Raw genomic sequence first — 17,722 nt, 5'->3', positions numbered from 1 at the left:
GATTAAAAGTCTCTTAATTAACTTTAAATAAATTATTTAAATCAAAATAAAATTCCTTATTCTTCATAATCACTCAGTACTATAAATTATTTCTTTTGCTAGAATGCTATACATTGGGCCAATTAATATACCTAAAACACCAAATATTTTTACTCCTATGTATATAGATAACAATATAACAAGAGGATGCATATCTAATTTGTCGCCTAAAAATTTAGCCTCTAGTATTTCCCTAATAACTTGCACTAGTATATATAGACATATAAGACCAAATGCAGTAAGGAAATTCTTCATTATAATATTGTATATTATAATCGGAATAAATACAATTATAGTTCCAACATATGGTAATATATCCAATATCCCACACACTATACCAAGGGCAAAAAAATTCGATACTCCAAGTATACAAAATCCCATTATTATCTCCATAGTTGAAATTATAACTAAGATCCCTTCTATTCCAATCATTTGAGTAAAATTTTCTTTTTGATCTCTAAATTTCATCATCATTTCCTTTGGAAGTAACATAGAAATTAGTTCTAAAATTTTTGACTTATCAATCAATATAAAGAAAGCACATATGTTTCCTATAAAGTAAGCTAAAACACTATCTCCAGTATTTACTGCTCCCTTCCTTATATTCTGATCATTAATTATGGATATTACGCTCTTTCCAATTTCCAAATTATTAAAATTTACATTTAGCGCAACTGAAATATCTTGAATAAATTTCTCTATCCATTCTAAATTTGTTAGGTATAATTTTTTTATTATATAAAAAATTTCACTTCCCAAATATATTGTCACAAGTATTATAATAATATTGACAGTAACAATACTTAAAGCCCCTGCAATTTTACTTGGCATTTTAGCCTTAATCATGATTTTGTATATAGGAGCGCATACTATAATTATTATAATCATGGATAAAAACGGCTTAAAATAGTATTTTATAAAAAAGGTTCCTATTAATACAAATACGAAAGACAATAAAAGTGAGAAAAGTTTCTTATAAGTTTTAAAAATATTCTTCACCTCACTAACTTAATAATTATTAATATTTGTATATTATATGCCAATCATCTCTTGTTAAAAACTTCATAACTTAAGTTATAAAAAAAAAAAAATTAAGCCTTATATAAGTTATACTATATAACGCTTAATTTCTCTCTATTTTTTAAATTCTTATTATAAAAGTTAAGTAATAAAACACTGCTGCTGCTGCAAAAATTATACTATCAAATCTATCTAGAACCCCTCCATGACCAGGAATTAGATTACTATAATCTTTTACTCCTACATATCTTTTTATTGAGGATGCAACCAAATCTCCTAATTGTCCAAATAATCCACATAAAATACCGATAATAAAATAATTATATATTGGCATAATATTAACATATCTTTGCACTACTATTCCAAATATACCCGTAAAAACAGTTGCTCCTACAAGTCCTCCTATTGAACCTTCTATGGTTTTCTTAGGTGACACTTTAGGCGAAAGTTTGTGCTTTCCAAAAAGCTTTCCGCTGTAAAAAGCAGCTGTATCTGAAAGCCATGACCCTATAAATATAATCCAAACTAAAAATTCACCATGTGCTTTCACATTAACAAGATACACAAAACTAAATAAAATTCCACAATATATAAATCCAAGCAATGTTAGTGATGTGTCAATAAAAGTATATTTCAAATTTATAACCGGAAATATCAATAATATGAACGTTGCAGCAACAACAACATACATCATATTTTCGAAATTGTTATTCAAAAGATAATATATTATCAACAGGATATATCCCGCACTTCTCATTGGTTTTAAATCATTCTCTTTTAATGCATTGTAAAATTCCCATAAAGCCATTGCTGACAATGCGAATATAAAGCACTTAAGATAAATTCCTCCAAGAAATACAAATACTATAAATGGAGCAATCATAGCAGCACCCAAATATCTATTATTAGACTTCAAAATCTAACCACTCCTCTATTTAACTTTTCCAAAGCGCCTATCTCTATTTTGATAATCCGCTATAGCTTTTCTTAAATCTTTTTCTTTAAAATCAGGCCAATTAATATCAGAATACCAAAATTCTGAATAAGCACATTGCCATAATAAAAAGTTACTAAGCCTTTGTTCCCCTGATGGTCTAATAATTAAATCAGGGTCAGGTATCCCTTTTGTATATAAATACTTCTCTACTAAAGCTTCATTAATATCTTCTTCGTTTAATTTGCCATTCTTTATATCTGAATTAATAAGTTTTATAGCTCTGACAATTTCATTTCTACCACCATAATTTAGTGCAAAATTCAAATTTATTTTTGTATTATTTCGAGTGGTTTCTAAAGCTTCTTCTAATGCATTCTGGCATTCCTTGGGTAATTTCGAAGTATCTCCTAAAACATTCATTCTAACTCCATTCTCATGGCATTCTTTTAGTTCCTTTTTTAGATAAGTTACTAAAAGCTTCATTAGTGTTCCTACTTCATCTTTAGGTCTAGCCCAATTTTCAGTTGAAAAAGCATATAAAGTCAGATTTTTTACTCCAAGCCTTGTTGCTTCCTTTAAAATCCTTCTAATAGTCTCTACTCCTGCTCTATGTCCCATACTTCTAGGTAAATTCTGTTCTTTTGCCCATCGTCCATTTCCATCCATTATTATAGCTATATGATTTGGTATGTTATTCATATCCAAGTCAAAATCTTGATTAAATTCCTTTTTTGATTTAAATATATTTAACATCTTTCTCCCCCTAGTTTATTAGAAAAACTTGACCTACTCGCATATATTCTTTATATACATTATTAATACTAAACCTTTTTCATATGAAGTCAACAATAAAGTCTTTACTAATTATCCTCATTTAAACAAAATGTAATAATATGTATTACTTTTCAACAATTTCACAAATATTTTATTCACACAGATATTGAATCTATATTTCACTTGCACTGAGAAAAAATTTACTTTACAACTTATCTTTTATTCAAAAACAAGTTAACTCTTGTAGGAGTTAACTAAATTAACCAATCTAAATATATTATTTAGATTTTTACTCTTCAGCTTGTTCAAAGAATAAATTATTCATATACTAAATTCTGAATTCTAAAATCTGCTTAAGGAAAAAACCTGCTTTTCTAGCAGGCTTTAAAATTTAAACCGATAAGACTTCTTTTTCTTTTGCAGCAATTATAGAATCTATTTCCTTTACAACTGCATCAGTCTTCTTTTGAACCTCATCTTCAGCTTTCTTTACTTGATCTTCTGATAAATCCTCATCCTTTTTCAAGGCTTTTATTTTATCATTAGCAGTTTTTCTTATTGATCTTATAGCTACTTTAGCTTCTTCTCCTGTTTTCTTAACATTTTTAACAAGAGTTTTTCTAGTTTCTTCTGTTAATTCTGGTATTACTAGTCTGATGATTGAACCATCACTTGAAGGATTTAATCCTAAATCTGATTTCAATATAGCTTTTTCTATCTCTTTCAATAGAGGCTTTTCCCACGGTGTTATCATAAGTACTCTTGGCTCTGGAGCTGAAACATTAGCTACTTGGCTAAGTGGGCACATGCTTCCATAATATTCAACATGAATTCTATCAAGCATCGTAGGGTTCGCTCTTCCTGCTTTCATTGTTGATAAATCTGATTTTAATACAGATATTGTTTTTTTCATTTTTTCTTCTGCATTTTGAATAATATCCTTAATCATGATTTTTCCTCCTATTTCTTTTTAAAGACATAAAAGAAATAATAGACCAAAGATGCAACGTATATTTCGCGTCACACAAGGAAATAAATTCTGCTCACAGCGATGCTATTAGTAGAGTTTACTGATGAGCAGAGAAGAACCCAAATCTACGATTTGGTGTGAATCGCTTACTCAGCGAGCGCATGTGAGTTGAGCTTCCAATGGCACAAAATAAACAAGCATACTGGTCTATTATTTTCTTGGTTGTGTTGCAACTAATGTACCTATATTTTCTCCATACATAGCTCTTCTAATATTTCCCGGCTCATCTAACCCAAATACAAGGATAGGAATTTCATTGTCCATACACAATGAAGTTGCTGTAGAGTCCATTACTTGTAATCCTTGTTCTAATACTTCTATATATGATAGTGTATCATATTTTTTTGCATCTGAATACTTATGAGGGTCTTTATCATAAACTCCATCAACCTTTTTAGCTAAAAGAATTACATCCGCTTCAATTTCAGCAGCTCTAAGTGCTGCAGTAGTATCTGTTGAAAAATATGGATTTCCTGTACCAGCAGCAAATATAACAACTCTTCCTTTTTCTAAGTGTCTCATTGCTCTTCTTCTTATGAATGGTTCTGCAATTTCCTTCATTTCTATAGCAGTTTGTACTCTTGTTTTAACTCCAACTTGTTCTAAAGAATCTTGTAGCGCTAATGCATTTATACAAGTTGCCATCATTCCCATGTAATCTGCAGTAGTTCTGTCCATGCCTTCTCCACTTCTACCTCTCCAAATGTTTCCGCCACCAACTACTGTTCCTACTTCAACGCCCATATCAATTAATTCTTTAATTTCAAGCGCAATTCTTTTTGCTACACTAAAATCAAGCCCAAATCCATTAACTCCTGCTAATGCTTCTCCTGAAAGCTTTAAAATTACTCTCTTGTATTTACAATCTGCCATTTATAATTACCTCCTGAATATTTTAGGGATCAATAAAACCTTTTTAATAAGTATATGTACTTTATTTCTTAAAAAAAGAGAACACAAAGTGTTCTCTTTAGGTTCCAACTATTTACCGATTTGTCTTGCAACTTCTTCAGCAAAGTCTACCTTTTCAACTTCGATTCCTTCTCCTCTTTCGTATCTTACGAATCTAGTTATCTTAACTGGAGAACCAACCTCTTTAGATTTCTCTTCTAAGAATTTATTGATTGTCTTATCAGAATCTTTTACCCATGGTTGTTCTAAAAGACAAACTTCTTTAAAGTACTTTTGAATTCTTCCCATTACCATTTTTTCAACGATATTTTCTGGTTTTCCTTCATTTAAAGCTTGAACTCTATAGATTTCTTTTTCTTTTTCCATAGATGTTGCATCAACATCATCTTTACCTAAGAATAATGGGTTTGCTGCTGCAATTTGCATACAAACTTCTTTTGCAACTTCATCTAAAACTTCTGAAGCCTTATCACAAGAAACTTCTACTAAAACTCCAATTCTTCCACCACCATGAATATAGCTACTAACTATTCCATTATCAATAGCGAATTTAGTAAATCTTCTTACTGACATGTTTTCACCAAGTTTTGCTATTAAAGCTTTTAAACTTTCTGCTACTGTTGCTTCTCCATCAAACTTTTCTTCAAGAAGTTCTTCTACTGTTTTAACTGAAGTTTCAGCTACCATTTTAGCTAACTTATCAGCAAAACCAACAAATTCTTCGTTTAATGCAACAAAGTCTGTTTCACAGTTGAATTCAAGAACTGTTCCTGTTTTCTTATCATCTGAAATATATGTCTTAACTATACCTTCAGCAGCAACTCTACCTGACTTCTTAGCTGCATCTGCAAGTCCTTTTTCTCTTAAGAATTCAACAGCCTTTTCAATACTTCCTTCTGTTTCAACTAGAGCTTTCTTACAATCCATCATTTTAGCTCCAGTCATTTCTCTTAGTTCTTTAACTAATTGTGCGCTTATATTTGCCATAAATTTAATTCCTCCTCTATATCGAAAGTAATCCTTAACACCTAATAAAAGGGCAGTTGGAGTGAACTCACTTACCCTTTTAAAGTTTATATAAACTACTCAGCTAATTGTTCGCCTTGTCTTCCTTCCATAATAGCATCAGCCATTTTAGCAGTTATTAATTTAACAGCTCTAATAGCATCGTCATTACCTGGGATTACGTAGTCAACTTCTTCTGGATCACAGTTAGTATCTACAATAGCAACAACTGGTATTCCTAAAATCTTAGCTTCTAAGATAGCATTTTTTTCTTTTCTTGGATCAACTATAAACATTGCTCCAACGTTTGATGCATCTAAGTTTCTGATACCACCAAGATTCTTTTCAAGTTTTTCCATTTCGCCTTTAAGCTTTATAACTTCTTTCTTAGGAAGAACGTCAAAAGTTCCATCTTCTTGCATTTTTTCAATTTGTTCTAATTTTCTTATTCTGCCTCTGATAGTTGAGAAGTTTGTTAACATTCCACCTAACCATCTGTTATTTACGAAATGCATGTTACTTCTGATAGCTTCTTCTTGTATTGCTTCTTGAGCTTGTTTCTTAGTTCCAACGAAAAGTATATCTTTTCCTTCTTCAGCTACTTGCTTAACGAAGTTATAAGCTTCTTCAGCTTTCTTAACTGTTTTTTGAAGGTCTATTATATAGATCCCGTTTCTTTCTGTGAAGATATATGGAGCCATTTTAGGATTCCATCTTCTTGTTTGGTGACCGAAGTGTACACCTGCTTCTAATAATTGTTTCATTGATATTACTGACATTTTGTTACCTCCTTGGTTTTTACCTCCACTATCTTCATCTTATAAATTTCCCTTAAAATAAGGGCACCAAATCTATAAATTGGATAGTGTGTGTATTTCTTACCTTAAGTAGTATATCATAAGGTATTTATGGTATCAACAAAAATTTTTCAATTTAACTTGCATAAATAAAAATATGCATATTATTTGTATTTAATAAAATTTTATTAATCATCTTAAAGTCTTCTCAAAATAGTTAAATCTTATGCACAAATGGAATAAACTATATATTATTATTTGTATTATTGTGCTTCAAAATTTATTTTTTACTTTTCTTTAGAAGAAAATCTCTGAAGCTGTTAAGCAAGAGTTTTTTACGCTTCTACCTTTTCGAACACATCTAAGAGAAATATAGTTGGAGAATACGATTTATTTTTCATTCTTTTAGATACTCCCTTAGTTAATTACCCGTCCCAAAAATTGTTCACAGATTTTACCGAATTATAAATTCCAAAAGAATAAAAAAATAGCTATAGACCATTACTTGTCTATAGCTATCTATTATTTAATCTTTTTTAACTCATCTATTAGCTTTTCATTTAATATTCTAATATAAGTACCTTTCATTCCAAGTGATCTTGATTCAATCACTCCTGCGCTTTCAAATTTTCTAAGTGCATTTACTATAACGCTTCTAGTTATACCAACTTTATCCGCTATCTTTGAAGCCACTAAAAGTCCTTCATTTCCATTTAACTCATCAAAAATATGTTCAACTGCTTCCAATTCTGAGTACGAAAGAGTTCCTATAGCTAACTGAACTACTGCTTTTTTTCTAGTATCTTCTGTTATTTCATCCTGCATAGCTCTAAGCATTTCCATACCTACAATCGTTGCACTATATTCTACTATAACTAAGTCCTCATCAGTAAATGGATTACCGAATCTAGCTAAAATTAATGTTCCTAATCTTTCTCTACTTCCTATAATAGGAACTATTGTTGATAGCTTATCTACCTTCTTGCACTTACCAATCTCTTGAAATACACATCTGCCTTCATTAGGGAGATTAGATAATGTTTCATTAACTTCCAACAATGTCTTATTATAATCTTCTGGAAATTTTTTATCCTCTATTACTTTTTTCTTCATGGCTTCACATTCAAAATCTTTACCAAAAGTATATCCAAGTACTTTCCCCTTTTTGCTTATTATGTACACATTACATTCAAGAACTTCACTTAATAATGTACATATATCTTGAAATGCTACAGGTTCTGTACCAGATTTCTGCAGAATCTTATTTAACATTCTAGTTTTAGTTAATAATGATGACATATTATAATCCTCCTTGGCAGCTGTATAACAATATTATTTAGCAAAAGAATATTATTGTTAGAAAATTCTTAATTTATTGAATTTTTTTACAAGTTGCTACCAAGACTAGTTTATCATATAAAATCTTGCTTTTCAACACTCTTTTTATTAGATTCGACAAAATAATATCACTTATTTACTTATAAAGCTGTTTTCTTCGTATTTATTTCTACTCTTCTTTTGAGTTATCTTTTTTTACTTCTTCTTTATAATTACACTCACTATTTGAGCATTGTATATAGTTTCCTTTTGTTTTCGAATACTTTGCTACCATATAGGAATTACAATTAGGACATTTTTCTTTTACTGGTTCATACCAACTTACAAATTTACATTCAGGGTAACCTAAGCATCCAAAGAATTTCTTTCCCTTTTTGCTCTTCTTAGCTACAATTGGTTTTCCACATTCAGGACATGGAACATCTAATTCCTCAACTATAGGTTTAGCATTCTTACACTCCGGATATCCAGGACATGCCAAAAATTCTCCAAACCTTCCTCTTTTAATAACCATCATCCGACCGCATTTTTCACATTTTACATCGCTGACCTTATCTTCAATTACTACTTTAGATATTTCTTTTTCAGCCTTTTCAATAGCAACTTTTAGCGGACTAAAAAATTCCTCTACTATTTGAGTCCAATTCTCAGATCCTTCTTCTACATCATCAAGCTTTCTCTCCATATCTGCCGTAAAATCAACATCAACTATTTGCCTAAAATATTCACTTACAATATTATTTACTATTTCACCAAGTTCAGTTGGAATTAGATTCTTCTTTTCACGAATAACATAATTCCTTCCTAGAAGAGTTGAAATTGTTGGAACATAAGTACTAGGTCTGCCTATACCTTTTTCTTCTAATAATTTAACAAAAGATGCTTCAGTATACCTTGGCTGTGGTTGTGTAAAATGTTGTGTTCCATTTAGTGATTCCACTTTTAACTCTTCATTTTCCTTAAGCTCTGGTAATATTACAGAATTCTCATCTTCTTCATTTGAGTATTCATATATTTTCATAAAACCATCAAAAGAGATTACTGAACCAGATGCTTTAAATTTATAGTCTCCATTTTCTATATCTATTGAGTGTGTATTTAATTCGCATGACGCCATTTGACTTGCAACAAATCTATTCCATATTAGAGAATACAATTTATATTGCTCTGGATTTAAATTTTCTTTAGCAATTTCAGGTGTAATCTCTACATAAGTAGGTCTTATCGCTTCATGAGCATCCTGAATATTTTTCTTACCTTTATATACTCTAGGAGCACCTGGAAGATACTCTTTTCCATAAGTACCTTCTATAAATTCTTTTGCGCTTTCTTGAGCCTCTTCTGAAATTCTTACCGAATCAGTTCTCATGTATGTTATCAATCCGACTGTACCATAATTTTTAACTTCAACACCTTCATAAAGAACTTGCGCAATCGACATGGTTCTTTTTGTCATGAAATTTAATTTTCTATTTGCATCCTGTTGAAGAGTACTTGTTGTAAAAGGTGGAAGCGGATTTCTATTTTTCTTACCTTTTTTTATACTTTTTACTACAAAGTTTCCCTTATTAAGCTCTTTTATAATTCCATTTGATGTTTCTTCATTTCCAATCTCAATCTTCTTTCCTTTATATGTTGATAGCCTAACTGGAAATTTCTTTTTTTCTTTTTTAAGTGTACAGTCTATTGACCAATATTCCTTTGGTATAAATTCATTTATTTCCTTTTCTCTGTCACAAATCAATTTTAAAGCAGCTGATTGTACTCTTCCTGCACTAAGTCCCCACTTTACATTTTTCCATAAAATCGGACTTATTTCATAACCAACAAGTCTATCTAATATTCTTCTTGCTTGTTGGGCATCAACTAAATCCAAGTCTATTTTTCTAGCTTGTTTTATAGAGGCTTTTACAGCTGTCTTTGTAACCTCATTAAATACAATTCTGCATGTTTCATCCTCTGAAATTTTTAATATATTGGCTAAATGCCACGAAATCGCTTCACCTTCTCTATCGGGGTCGGTTGCGAGATAAACCTTTTCTGCTTTTTTTGCAGCCTTTCTTAGTTTATCTATTAATTCTCCTTTTCCTCTAATAGTTATATACTTAGGAGTATAGTTATTTTCTATATCAACACCTAATGTACTCTTAGGTAAATCTCTTACGTGTCCCATTGATGCTTCTACAATATAATTCTTACCCAAATATTTGCCGATTGTTTTTGCTTTAGCCGGCGACTCAACAATTACAAGTTTTTGACCCATAGTATAACTCCATAAAATTTATGAAGTATTCACCCCCTACACATTTTTAAATTGTTTTCACATAGTAATTTCCCGGTAGACAAATAATTTCACTTTTTATTTGCATTTCAAATAATAATGCGTATAAAGCTCCTCTATCAACAGACGTATTTTTAAAAATATCATCTATGTGAATTGGTGAATCTGTAATTAACTCTAGTATTTCACTTTTCTCTGGTGTAAAATTCATTGGTTGAATTTCAATATGTTCTAAACTAAGTAAAACTCTTAAATCCTCTATATCAGTACATATACTAGCACCATCTCTAATCAGTTTGTTAGAGCCACTTGCTCCAGCATATAATATAGAGCCTGGAACAGCAATAACTTTTTTCTCCTGCTGCTGCGCAAGTCTAGCTGTTATTAAAGATCCGCTTTTTTCTGAAGCTTCTATAACTATTACGCCATCACTAAGACCACTAATTATTCTATTCCTTTTAGGAAAGTTTTCTCTTAATGGCGCTGTACCAAGTAAAAATTCTGAAATTACTACGCCTTTTTCTGCTATTTTAGAAAACAACATTTTATTTTCAGATGGATAAGTTCTATCTATTCCACATCCTAATACGCATATGTTATATCCATCATTCTCTAAAGCTGTTTTATGTGCAATTGAATCAATTCCTCTTGCACCTCCGCTTATAAGCGTTATATTATTAGTAATAAGCTCCTTTGTCAAGAGTTTTGTTACAGTTAGTCCATAATTTGAGCATTTTCTTGCCCCTACTACACCTATAGATTTATTATTTATAATGTCTATATTTCCAATATAAAAAAGGAAATAAGGGGGATTTAAAATCCCGCTCAATTTCTCTTTATATAAAGGATTAGAGTATGTTATATATCTTATATTTTTTTTATATAATGTTTCTTCTAATTTTAAAACTTCATAGTATAAATCATCTTTTTGAAAATTTTTTAATTTTTTAGATATTGTTTCATTTTCTTTTAATATCTCCTCAAAATTATTATATACATTTTCTGCTGTTTTATATTTATTTATTAATTTTATTTTTTGAAAACTTGTTATATCAATAAGTATTAACCACAATTCATAATTCATTTATACATGTTCCCTTCTAAACCTATATAATTTCTCCATTAATATTTTTCCTATAACTAAAAGCTTCTAGAATATGAAACTCTAAAATATCCTTTTGATTGTCTATATCTGCTATAGTTCTTGCCAATTTTATTACTTTTCCATACCCTCTTAATGATACACTTGATGTGTTATAATATTTTTTTAGAAGCTCTGAACATTTCTTACTAACCCTGCAAATTTCAAAGATATCCTTTCCTTTTATATCTGAATTATATTTATAAACTGTATTCTTAAATCTTAGTTTTTGTATTTCTCTAGCTCTAAGTACATTTTCTTTCATAGCTTTCGAATCGTATGAATCTTTCTTGTTTTCTATTTCATCATAATTGAGTCTAGGTACGTAATTTAATATATCAATCCTATCTAGCAAAGCGCTTGAAAATTTCCTAGAATATTTAGTAATTTTAGTATTCAAATAATATTTGCTATCATTAAAATCTTTATCCTCATTGTTTTCTACTGGATTAAACGCTCCAATTAGTAAAAAATCAGCAGGCATTTGATAACTTCCACTAAGCCTATTAATATTCACATTTTTTTCTTCAAGAGGTTCTCTTAGAGATTCAAGAACATCCTTCTTAAACTCCAAAATTTCATCTAAAAATAGCACACCATTATGTGCAAGAGTTATTTCCCCTGGCCTTATTTCTTTTCCTCCACCAATTAATGCTATTCTTGTAGTTGTATGATGTGGCGCTCTAAAAGGTCTGTTAAGACGAGAAATCCTTGTCATAAGACCACATGCACTATATATTTTGGCAATCTCTATTAATTCCTCTTGAGATAAAGATGGTAAAATTGAAATTAATGCTTTAGCAAGCATTGTTTTACCACATCCTGGCTCTCCATAAAGAATTATATTGTGTTTTCCAGCTGCTGCAATCTCTAATGCTCTTTTAGAAGAATACTGTCCTATAATATCTCCGTAATCTGGCGAATCTAATATTTCTTCATCTTTTCCATCTTCATCTATCTCATAAGGAAGCATATCTTCATATGTAATGTGCGAGACTACTTCTTTTAAACTTTTTAATGGGTAATATTCAACATTCTTAAAATAATAACTTTCTTCTAAGTTTTCATAAGGAAAGATAAATTTTCTAATTTCCTTCCTTGCTCCTTCAATTATTATAGGTATAGTACCTTTTACCCCTTTAAGCTCACCAAATAGAGATAATTCTCCGAATATAATATAATCCTCTAAATTCTTTCTGCAAATCTGATTTGATTCCATTAGTATACCAATCGCGATTGGTAAATCTAAAAGAGATCCAATTTTTCTCACATCCGCCGGAGCCAGATTAATAGTAATTCTACCTAATGGAAATTCAAATCCACAGTTTAATATTGCGGCTCTAACTCTTTCTTTTGCTTCTTTTACTGAAGTGTCTGGAAGGCCCACAATATTAAATACCGGTAAGCCTTTAGATATATCTACCTCTACTTTTATTAAAAAACCTTCTAATCCATTGTGCGTTGCACTAATTATTTTTACTGCCATATAAATCACCTACTAAAAATTATAGACATACATTCAAATATTAATTCCATAAAAATACATTTGTTATATTTATTTTTTAATTGTTAATAATTCAAAGATATAATAGCAATACAGTTAGTAATTTTTAATATATTTCAGTAAATAAAATTGGAAGTGATATAGTGAAAAAAATAAATAAAGATATAGGTAATTTCAGCGAAGATTTAGCCAAGAAATATTTAGAAAAGAATGATTATAGTATTTTAGATTGTAATTTCAAAAACTTTTTAGGCGAAATTGATATTATATGCAAAAAGAATAATTTATTAATTATCGTGGAAGTTAAGAGTAGATATAATAATAATTATGGATTGCCAAGAGAATCTGTTAACTTTTCAAAACAAAGATCCATAATAAAAGTAGCTAATTCTTATATTAATTATAAAAGATTACCTAATATTAATGTTAGATTTGATGTCATTGAAGTTTATCTAAATTTAGAAAGTACAAATTTTAAAATAAACCACATAAAAGATGCCTTTAGACTCAACTAATTACTTAACTCACTTGAGTTTTTCTAGCCCTTTTTGTATCCCCTTAATGTATGATCATTGCTACAGCATATAAAATAAAAAAGTCTATAAGAATATTATTTATTTTAATATTCTTATAGACTTCAAATCAACTTCTTTATCTTAAACACATAAATACCATTCATATAAATTTCATTTGACCAAAACTTAATTACAATAATTTTGTTAAAAAGCTATTTCTATGAATGTCGCTTTTTCCGTATTTTTTTAGACCTTCTATATGTTTTGATGTGCCATATCCGACATTATTTTCAAAGTCATAATGTGGATATTTCTTAGCATACTCTTTCATAAGTCTATCTCTATACACTTTTGCCACAATTGACGCCGCAGCAATACTAGCACTTTTTGTATCACCCTTTATGACAGATTTATTCTCTATACCAATGTTCTTAATTAAATAGCCATCAGATAATACTAAATCAGGTTTTATACTAAGTGAATTACAACTTTCTAAAAACACTTTATTATTTGCAAAAGCTATTCCTTTTTCATCAATTTCTTTATTAGAAGAAACTGCTATTTGATAACTTAATGCCTTTTCTTTTATAATTTCAGAAAGTTCTTCCCTTTTATGCTCTTTTACTTTTTTTGAATCATTTATATATAAGATTAAATCTTTTTCTAAAACATTTAAATCAAGAATAACACTACAAGCTACGATAGGACCTGCAAGAGGTCCTCTACCAACTTCATCTACACCAGCTATATATCGATAACTTCCAAATGATTTATCAAACTCATACATTGTTTTGACTCTTTTAACTTCATTTAAATATGATTCTAAATCTTTCTCAATCTTTTTCTTAAGTGATAATACATTTTTCCTTTTATCTTCTTCTAGCCAGTTTATAACTTTTGTATGTTCATCATTTCTATATAAATCAACTATAGATAACTTATATATTTCTTCCTTAATTTCCGCAAATGATAGTGATCTTATATCTTCATTAAACTGTATCATTTTCTTCTATTGGGCGCTCCAATGTGATATTGCCCATTTTTCCTCCCCTGAATTCGTCAAGTAGTATAACAGCTATTCTATTATAGTCAATTTGTCCTCCAGAAATTAAAGTACCTCTTTTTTTGCCTATAGCATCTAATGTATCTAATGGATTTTCAAAAACTTCTTTAAGTTTATATCTTTCTTTTAATTTCTCTTCATAATTACTTTGTAATTTTTCAACAAGTTTCAAAGCTAATTCTTCTATATCCATTATCTCATCTTTTATAGCACCAGTAAAAGCTAAATTCAAAGCTGTTTCATCATCTTCAAATCTAGGCCATAACACTCCTGGGGTATCTAGCATTTCAATCCCAATTCCTGTTTTAATCCATTGTTTGCTCTTAGTAACTCCTGGCCTATCACCTGTTTTAGCTATATTATTTCTCGCCATTTTATTGATAAATGTAGATTTTCCTACATTAGGTATTCCAACAACCATTACTCTCATTGTTATATTAACCATACCTTTTGCCTTTAATCTATCATGCTTTTCCTTCAATAATGTTAGTAGTGTAGGCTTTATATTCTTAAGTCCATCACCTTTTAAACAATTAACCTCTAATACTTTAACATCATCTTTGGTTAAATAATTTATCCACTCTTTTGTAACTTTGCCATCGGTTAAATCACTCTTATTTAAAAGTATAATTCTTGGTTTTCCCTCTAACAATTTTTCAATATCAGGATTTGCAGAACTCCTTGGAATTCTAGCATCTCTTATTTCAATTACAGCATCTACCAATTTCAAGTTTTCTTTAATTTCTCTTTGGGTTTTTTTCATATGTCCCGGAAACCAATTAATTGCCATATGAATTCCTCCTTAAATTTATTTTTCAGTTCACAATGCACATTTCACGCCATTTAAGGCACCCTGTAGCAAATTATAATAAAATCACTTAGACTTTTATTATCAGAAAATTCCTTGAATTTTCCATCCTTAATTGTACACTGTACATTAATCACATATTGATATTAATTTTCTCATATAATAAAAAAAAGGACTGAAACAGTCCCCTTTTCAAATACTATCTAGTTAATAATTCTTTAACTTTAGCAGACTTACCAACTCTATCTCTTAAGTAGTAAAGTTTAGCTCTTCTAACTTTACCTTTTCTAGCGATTTCAATTTTGTCGATGATTGGTGCATTCATTGGGAATGTTCTTTCAACTCCAGTTCCGTAAGCAACTCTTCTTACAGTGAAAGTTTCTCTTAAACCACCATTTTGTTTTTTGATAACAGTACCTTCGAACATTTGAATTCTTTCTTTGTTACCTTCTTGAATCTTAACGTATACCTTTATAGTATCCCCGATAGCAAATTTAGGTAAGTCAGTTCTGATTTGTTCAGCTTCTATAGCTCTTATTATTTCGTTCATTGTGCATTCCCTCCTTAACGATAATTTGACGTTCTTAACACATATGTATGACAGCGGAACGCCCGTACTAGCACAAATTTAATATTATCACATAATTTTTTATATTTCAACAAAAATTATTTATTATTTTTATTTTTTAATATTTTAATATCTTCTTTGGTTAATGTAATTTTCTTATATAAATCGGGTCTAATCTTCTTTGTTACCTCAAGAGACTTAAGTCTTCTCCATTTTCTTATATTTTCATGATGCCCAGATAGCAGAATTTCAGGCACTTTATCTCCTTCAAACTCTTCTGGTCTAGTATATTGCGGATATTCTAAAAGTCCATTATAAAACGACTCTTCCATAAAGCTCTCTTCTTTTCCCAAAACACCTGGAATTAATCTTAATATACAATCAATGACCGGAATTGCAGCCATCTCTCCACCAGTTAGCACAAAATCTCCAAGTGAAATCTCCATATCTATATGCTTATATACTCTTTCATCTATTCCTTCATAATGTCCACATAAAAATATAAGCCCTTCTTCCTTAGAAAGCTCTTTAGCAATCTCTTGGTTAAAGGTTTTTCCTCTCGGCCCTAAGAAAACAACCTTCCCTTTATTACTTAACTTTGCATGCCTTATAGTATCAACTATGGGCTGAGGCGCCATAACCATTCCAGCACCGCCACCATAAGGATAATCATCAACTTTTTTATGTTTGTTTAATGTATAATCTCTTATGTTTAGCGTTTCTAAATCCACTATGTTATTTTCTCTTGCTCTTCCTATTATACTATGATCGAAAATAGAAAACATTTCTGGAAATAACGTTAATATGCTAATCTTCATCTTGCCATTCACCTACTGGCTTAATAATGATTTTTTTCAATTTTATATCTATATCTAGAACTATATCTCTAAGAACTGGTATTAATAGTTCTTTAGGTTCCTTAATCCAATATACATCATTGTTAGGAGTACTTATTACATCGAAAATTCTTCCAATTTCTTTTTCATTAGTATCATATATAGTACATTCTTTTAAATCAGAAACATAATATGTGTCAGGTGGAAGTTCTGGCTCATTTTCGCGTGGTATTTCAATATATTTTTGTTTATAAGTCTCAGCATCATTCATAGAGTCTATACCTTCAATTTTTAGTATCACTCTATCTTTTTGAAATTTAACTCCTAATATTTTCTTTTCCTCTCCACCTACTAAAACAGTTTCTAGACGTTTAAATTTATTCACATCTTCTGTTAGAGGATAGACTTTAACTTCGCCTTTAATTCCATGTGTATTTATAATCTGACCAATTTTAAATAAATTTCCCACTCTTTTCACCTCATTTTAAGCATAAGAAGAATAATGGCATAAAATAACTTAGAACGCGTATGACGAAAGATAGACCAGCATACTGACTTGTTGTTATTTTTAATAGTATCTTATACTGAAATCCATTATTTTTTTGATTATGCCCTATATAAATTATTATATACTTTTTCTTTGAACTCATTGTTAAAGATATTAGATTGCCTATATGATCTTAGTTTCACTTAACAAGTTCCGAATTGTTAATCGCACTCTTCTCATATACGTGCGCTTTTTCATATACGAATTAATATTAATTGTGCTGAAGCGCATTTTTATAGGCAAAATGTTCTCAATTGCGCTTACGCGCTTTTTTTACAGCAAATGATCTTGGTTGCGCTAACGCGCTTTTTTCTAATGTGTATATTTAAAAAGAGTTAGGTTTCCCTAACTCTCAATTTTTAGATGATTTCTACTATAACTCGTTTATTCTGTTTAACTGCTGCAGCTTTTATAACTGTTCTTATAGCTTTCGCAATTCTTCCTTGCTTACCTATAATCTTACCCATATCTTCTGGTGCAACTTTTAATTCAAGTATTATGGATTGTTCTCCATCTACCTCATTAACAGTAACTGCATCTGGGTTATCAACAAGGGATTTAGCCATAAATTCAACTAATTCCTTCATAAACGCCTACAATTAGTATG

Annotated in this window: 18 protein-coding genes; 1 reads left to right on the top strand and 17 read right to left on the bottom strand. The window is 29.9% G+C overall.

The window, feature by feature from the left end; all coding sequences use genetic code 11:
- Positions 1–69: 69 nt before the first annotated feature.
- The 11 genes from F3K33_RS06420 to F3K33_RS06370 form a co-directional block, all read right to left on the bottom strand.
- Positions 70–1,038, bottom strand: a complete 969-nt coding sequence (locus F3K33_RS06420) for an AI-2E family transporter (protein WP_011968531.1) — start codon at positions 1,036–1,038, stop codon at positions 70–72.
- Positions 1,039–1,180: 142 nt separating this feature from the next.
- Positions 1,181–1,975 (bottom strand): phosphatidate cytidylyltransferase, encoded by a 795-nt coding sequence (locus tag F3K33_RS06415; protein ID WP_023973317.1) that lies wholly within the window; start codon positions 1,973–1,975, stop codon positions 1,181–1,183.
- A 15-nt stretch (positions 1,976–1,990) separates the two neighbouring features.
- Positions 1,991–2,749: an undecaprenyl pyrophosphate synthase gene (locus F3K33_RS06410; protein WP_039772252.1), complete on the bottom strand. Its 759-nt coding sequence runs from the start codon at positions 2,747–2,749 to the stop codon at positions 1,991–1,993.
- 412 nt (positions 2,750–3,161) lie between these two features.
- Positions 3,162–3,719 carry a ribosome recycling factor gene (gene frr, locus F3K33_RS06405; RefSeq protein WP_011968528.1) on the bottom strand — a complete coding sequence of 186 codons (558 nt, stop codon included), beginning with the start codon at positions 3,717–3,719 and terminating at the stop codon, positions 3,162–3,164.
- Between the two features lie 231 nt (positions 3,720–3,950).
- Positions 3,951–4,673 carry a UMP kinase gene (gene pyrH / locus F3K33_RS06400; protein WP_011968527.1) on the bottom strand — a complete coding sequence of 241 codons (723 nt, stop codon included), beginning with the start codon at positions 4,671–4,673 and terminating at the stop codon, positions 3,951–3,953.
- A gap of 108 nt (positions 4,674–4,781) precedes the next feature.
- Positions 4,782–5,699, bottom strand: a complete 918-nt coding sequence (tsf, locus tag F3K33_RS06395) for a translation elongation factor Ts (protein ID WP_011968526.1) — start codon at positions 5,697–5,699, stop codon at positions 4,782–4,784.
- Positions 5,700–5,794: 95 nt separating this feature from the next.
- A complete protein-coding gene (rpsB, locus tag F3K33_RS06390; protein ID WP_011968525.1) occupies positions 5,795–6,496 on the bottom strand; it encodes a 30S ribosomal protein S2 in 702 nt (233 codons plus the stop codon).
- A 540-nt stretch (positions 6,497–7,036) separates the two neighbouring features.
- Complete coding sequence (gene codY, locus F3K33_RS06385) at positions 7,037–7,813, bottom strand: GTP-sensing pleiotropic transcriptional regulator CodY (RefSeq protein ID WP_011968524.1); 777 nt, start codon at positions 7,811–7,813, stop codon at positions 7,037–7,039.
- A gap of 208 nt (positions 7,814–8,021) precedes the next feature.
- Positions 8,022–10,115 carry a type I DNA topoisomerase gene (gene topA / locus F3K33_RS06380; protein WP_039772254.1) on the bottom strand — a complete coding sequence of 698 codons (2,094 nt, stop codon included), beginning with the start codon at positions 10,113–10,115 and terminating at the stop codon, positions 8,022–8,024.
- 46 nt (positions 10,116–10,161) lie between these two features.
- Positions 10,162–11,217 (bottom strand): DNA-processing protein DprA, encoded by a 1,056-nt coding sequence (gene dprA / locus F3K33_RS06375; protein ID WP_039772255.1) that lies wholly within the window; start codon positions 11,215–11,217, stop codon positions 10,162–10,164.
- Positions 11,218–11,239: 22 nt separating this feature from the next.
- Positions 11,240–12,760 (bottom strand): YifB family Mg chelatase-like AAA ATPase, encoded by a 1,521-nt coding sequence (locus tag F3K33_RS06370; RefSeq protein WP_011968521.1) that lies wholly within the window; start codon positions 12,758–12,760, stop codon positions 11,240–11,242.
- A 161-nt stretch (positions 12,761–12,921) separates the two neighbouring features.
- On the opposite strand from F3K33_RS06370, the gene F3K33_RS06365 reads away from it, so the two are divergent.
- Positions 12,922–13,293 (top strand): YraN family protein, encoded by a 372-nt coding sequence (locus F3K33_RS06365; protein ID WP_039772257.1) that lies wholly within the window; start codon positions 12,922–12,924, stop codon positions 13,291–13,293.
- A 190-nt stretch (positions 13,294–13,483) separates the two neighbouring features.
- Here F3K33_RS06365 and F3K33_RS06360 read toward each other — a convergent pair whose 3' ends face one another.
- The 6 genes from F3K33_RS06360 to F3K33_RS06335 all read right to left on the bottom strand — a co-directional run bounded on the left by F3K33_RS06360 (position 13,484) and on the right by F3K33_RS06335 (position 17,702).
- On the bottom strand, positions 13,484–14,296 hold the full coding sequence (locus F3K33_RS06360) for a ribonuclease HII (protein ID WP_039772259.1): 813 nt from the start codon (positions 14,294–14,296) through the stop codon (positions 13,484–13,486).
- Positions 14,283–15,146 carry a ribosome biogenesis GTPase YlqF gene (gene ylqF, locus F3K33_RS06355; RefSeq protein WP_039772261.1) on the bottom strand — a complete coding sequence of 288 codons (864 nt, stop codon included), beginning with the start codon at positions 15,144–15,146 and terminating at the stop codon, positions 14,283–14,285. The genes F3K33_RS06360 and ylqF overlap by 14 nt, the downstream gene beginning before the upstream one ends.
- Positions 15,147–15,363: 217 nt before the next feature.
- A complete protein-coding gene (gene rplS, locus F3K33_RS06350; RefSeq protein WP_017210749.1) occupies positions 15,364–15,714 on the bottom strand; it encodes a 50S ribosomal protein L19 in 351 nt (116 codons plus the stop codon).
- Between the two features lie 116 nt (positions 15,715–15,830).
- On the bottom strand, positions 15,831–16,550 hold the full coding sequence (gene trmD / locus F3K33_RS06345) for a tRNA (guanosine(37)-N1)-methyltransferase TrmD (RefSeq protein WP_039772264.1): 720 nt from the start codon (positions 16,548–16,550) through the stop codon (positions 15,831–15,833).
- The gene (gene rimM, locus F3K33_RS06340) at positions 16,540–17,037 is read right to left on the bottom strand and encodes a ribosome maturation factor RimM (protein WP_011968515.1); all 498 of its coding nucleotides are present in this window, start codon (positions 17,035–17,037) and stop codon (positions 16,540–16,542) included. Before rimM ends, trmD begins: the two co-directional genes overlap by 11 nt.
- Before the next feature lie 437 nt (positions 17,038–17,474).
- Positions 17,475–17,702: a KH domain-containing protein gene (locus tag F3K33_RS06335; protein WP_011968514.1), complete on the bottom strand. Its 228-nt coding sequence runs from the start codon at positions 17,700–17,702 to the stop codon at positions 17,475–17,477.
- Positions 17,703–17,722: the final 20 nt, after the last annotated feature.

Origin of the sequence: Clostridium beijerinckii, assembly GCF_008705175.1 — a bacterium.
GTDB lineage: Bacteria > Bacillota > Clostridia > Clostridiales > Clostridiaceae > Clostridium > Clostridium beijerinckii.
The sequence above is the reverse complement of the archived record's forward strand: the minus strand, read 5'-3'. Positions and strand labels throughout refer to the sequence as shown.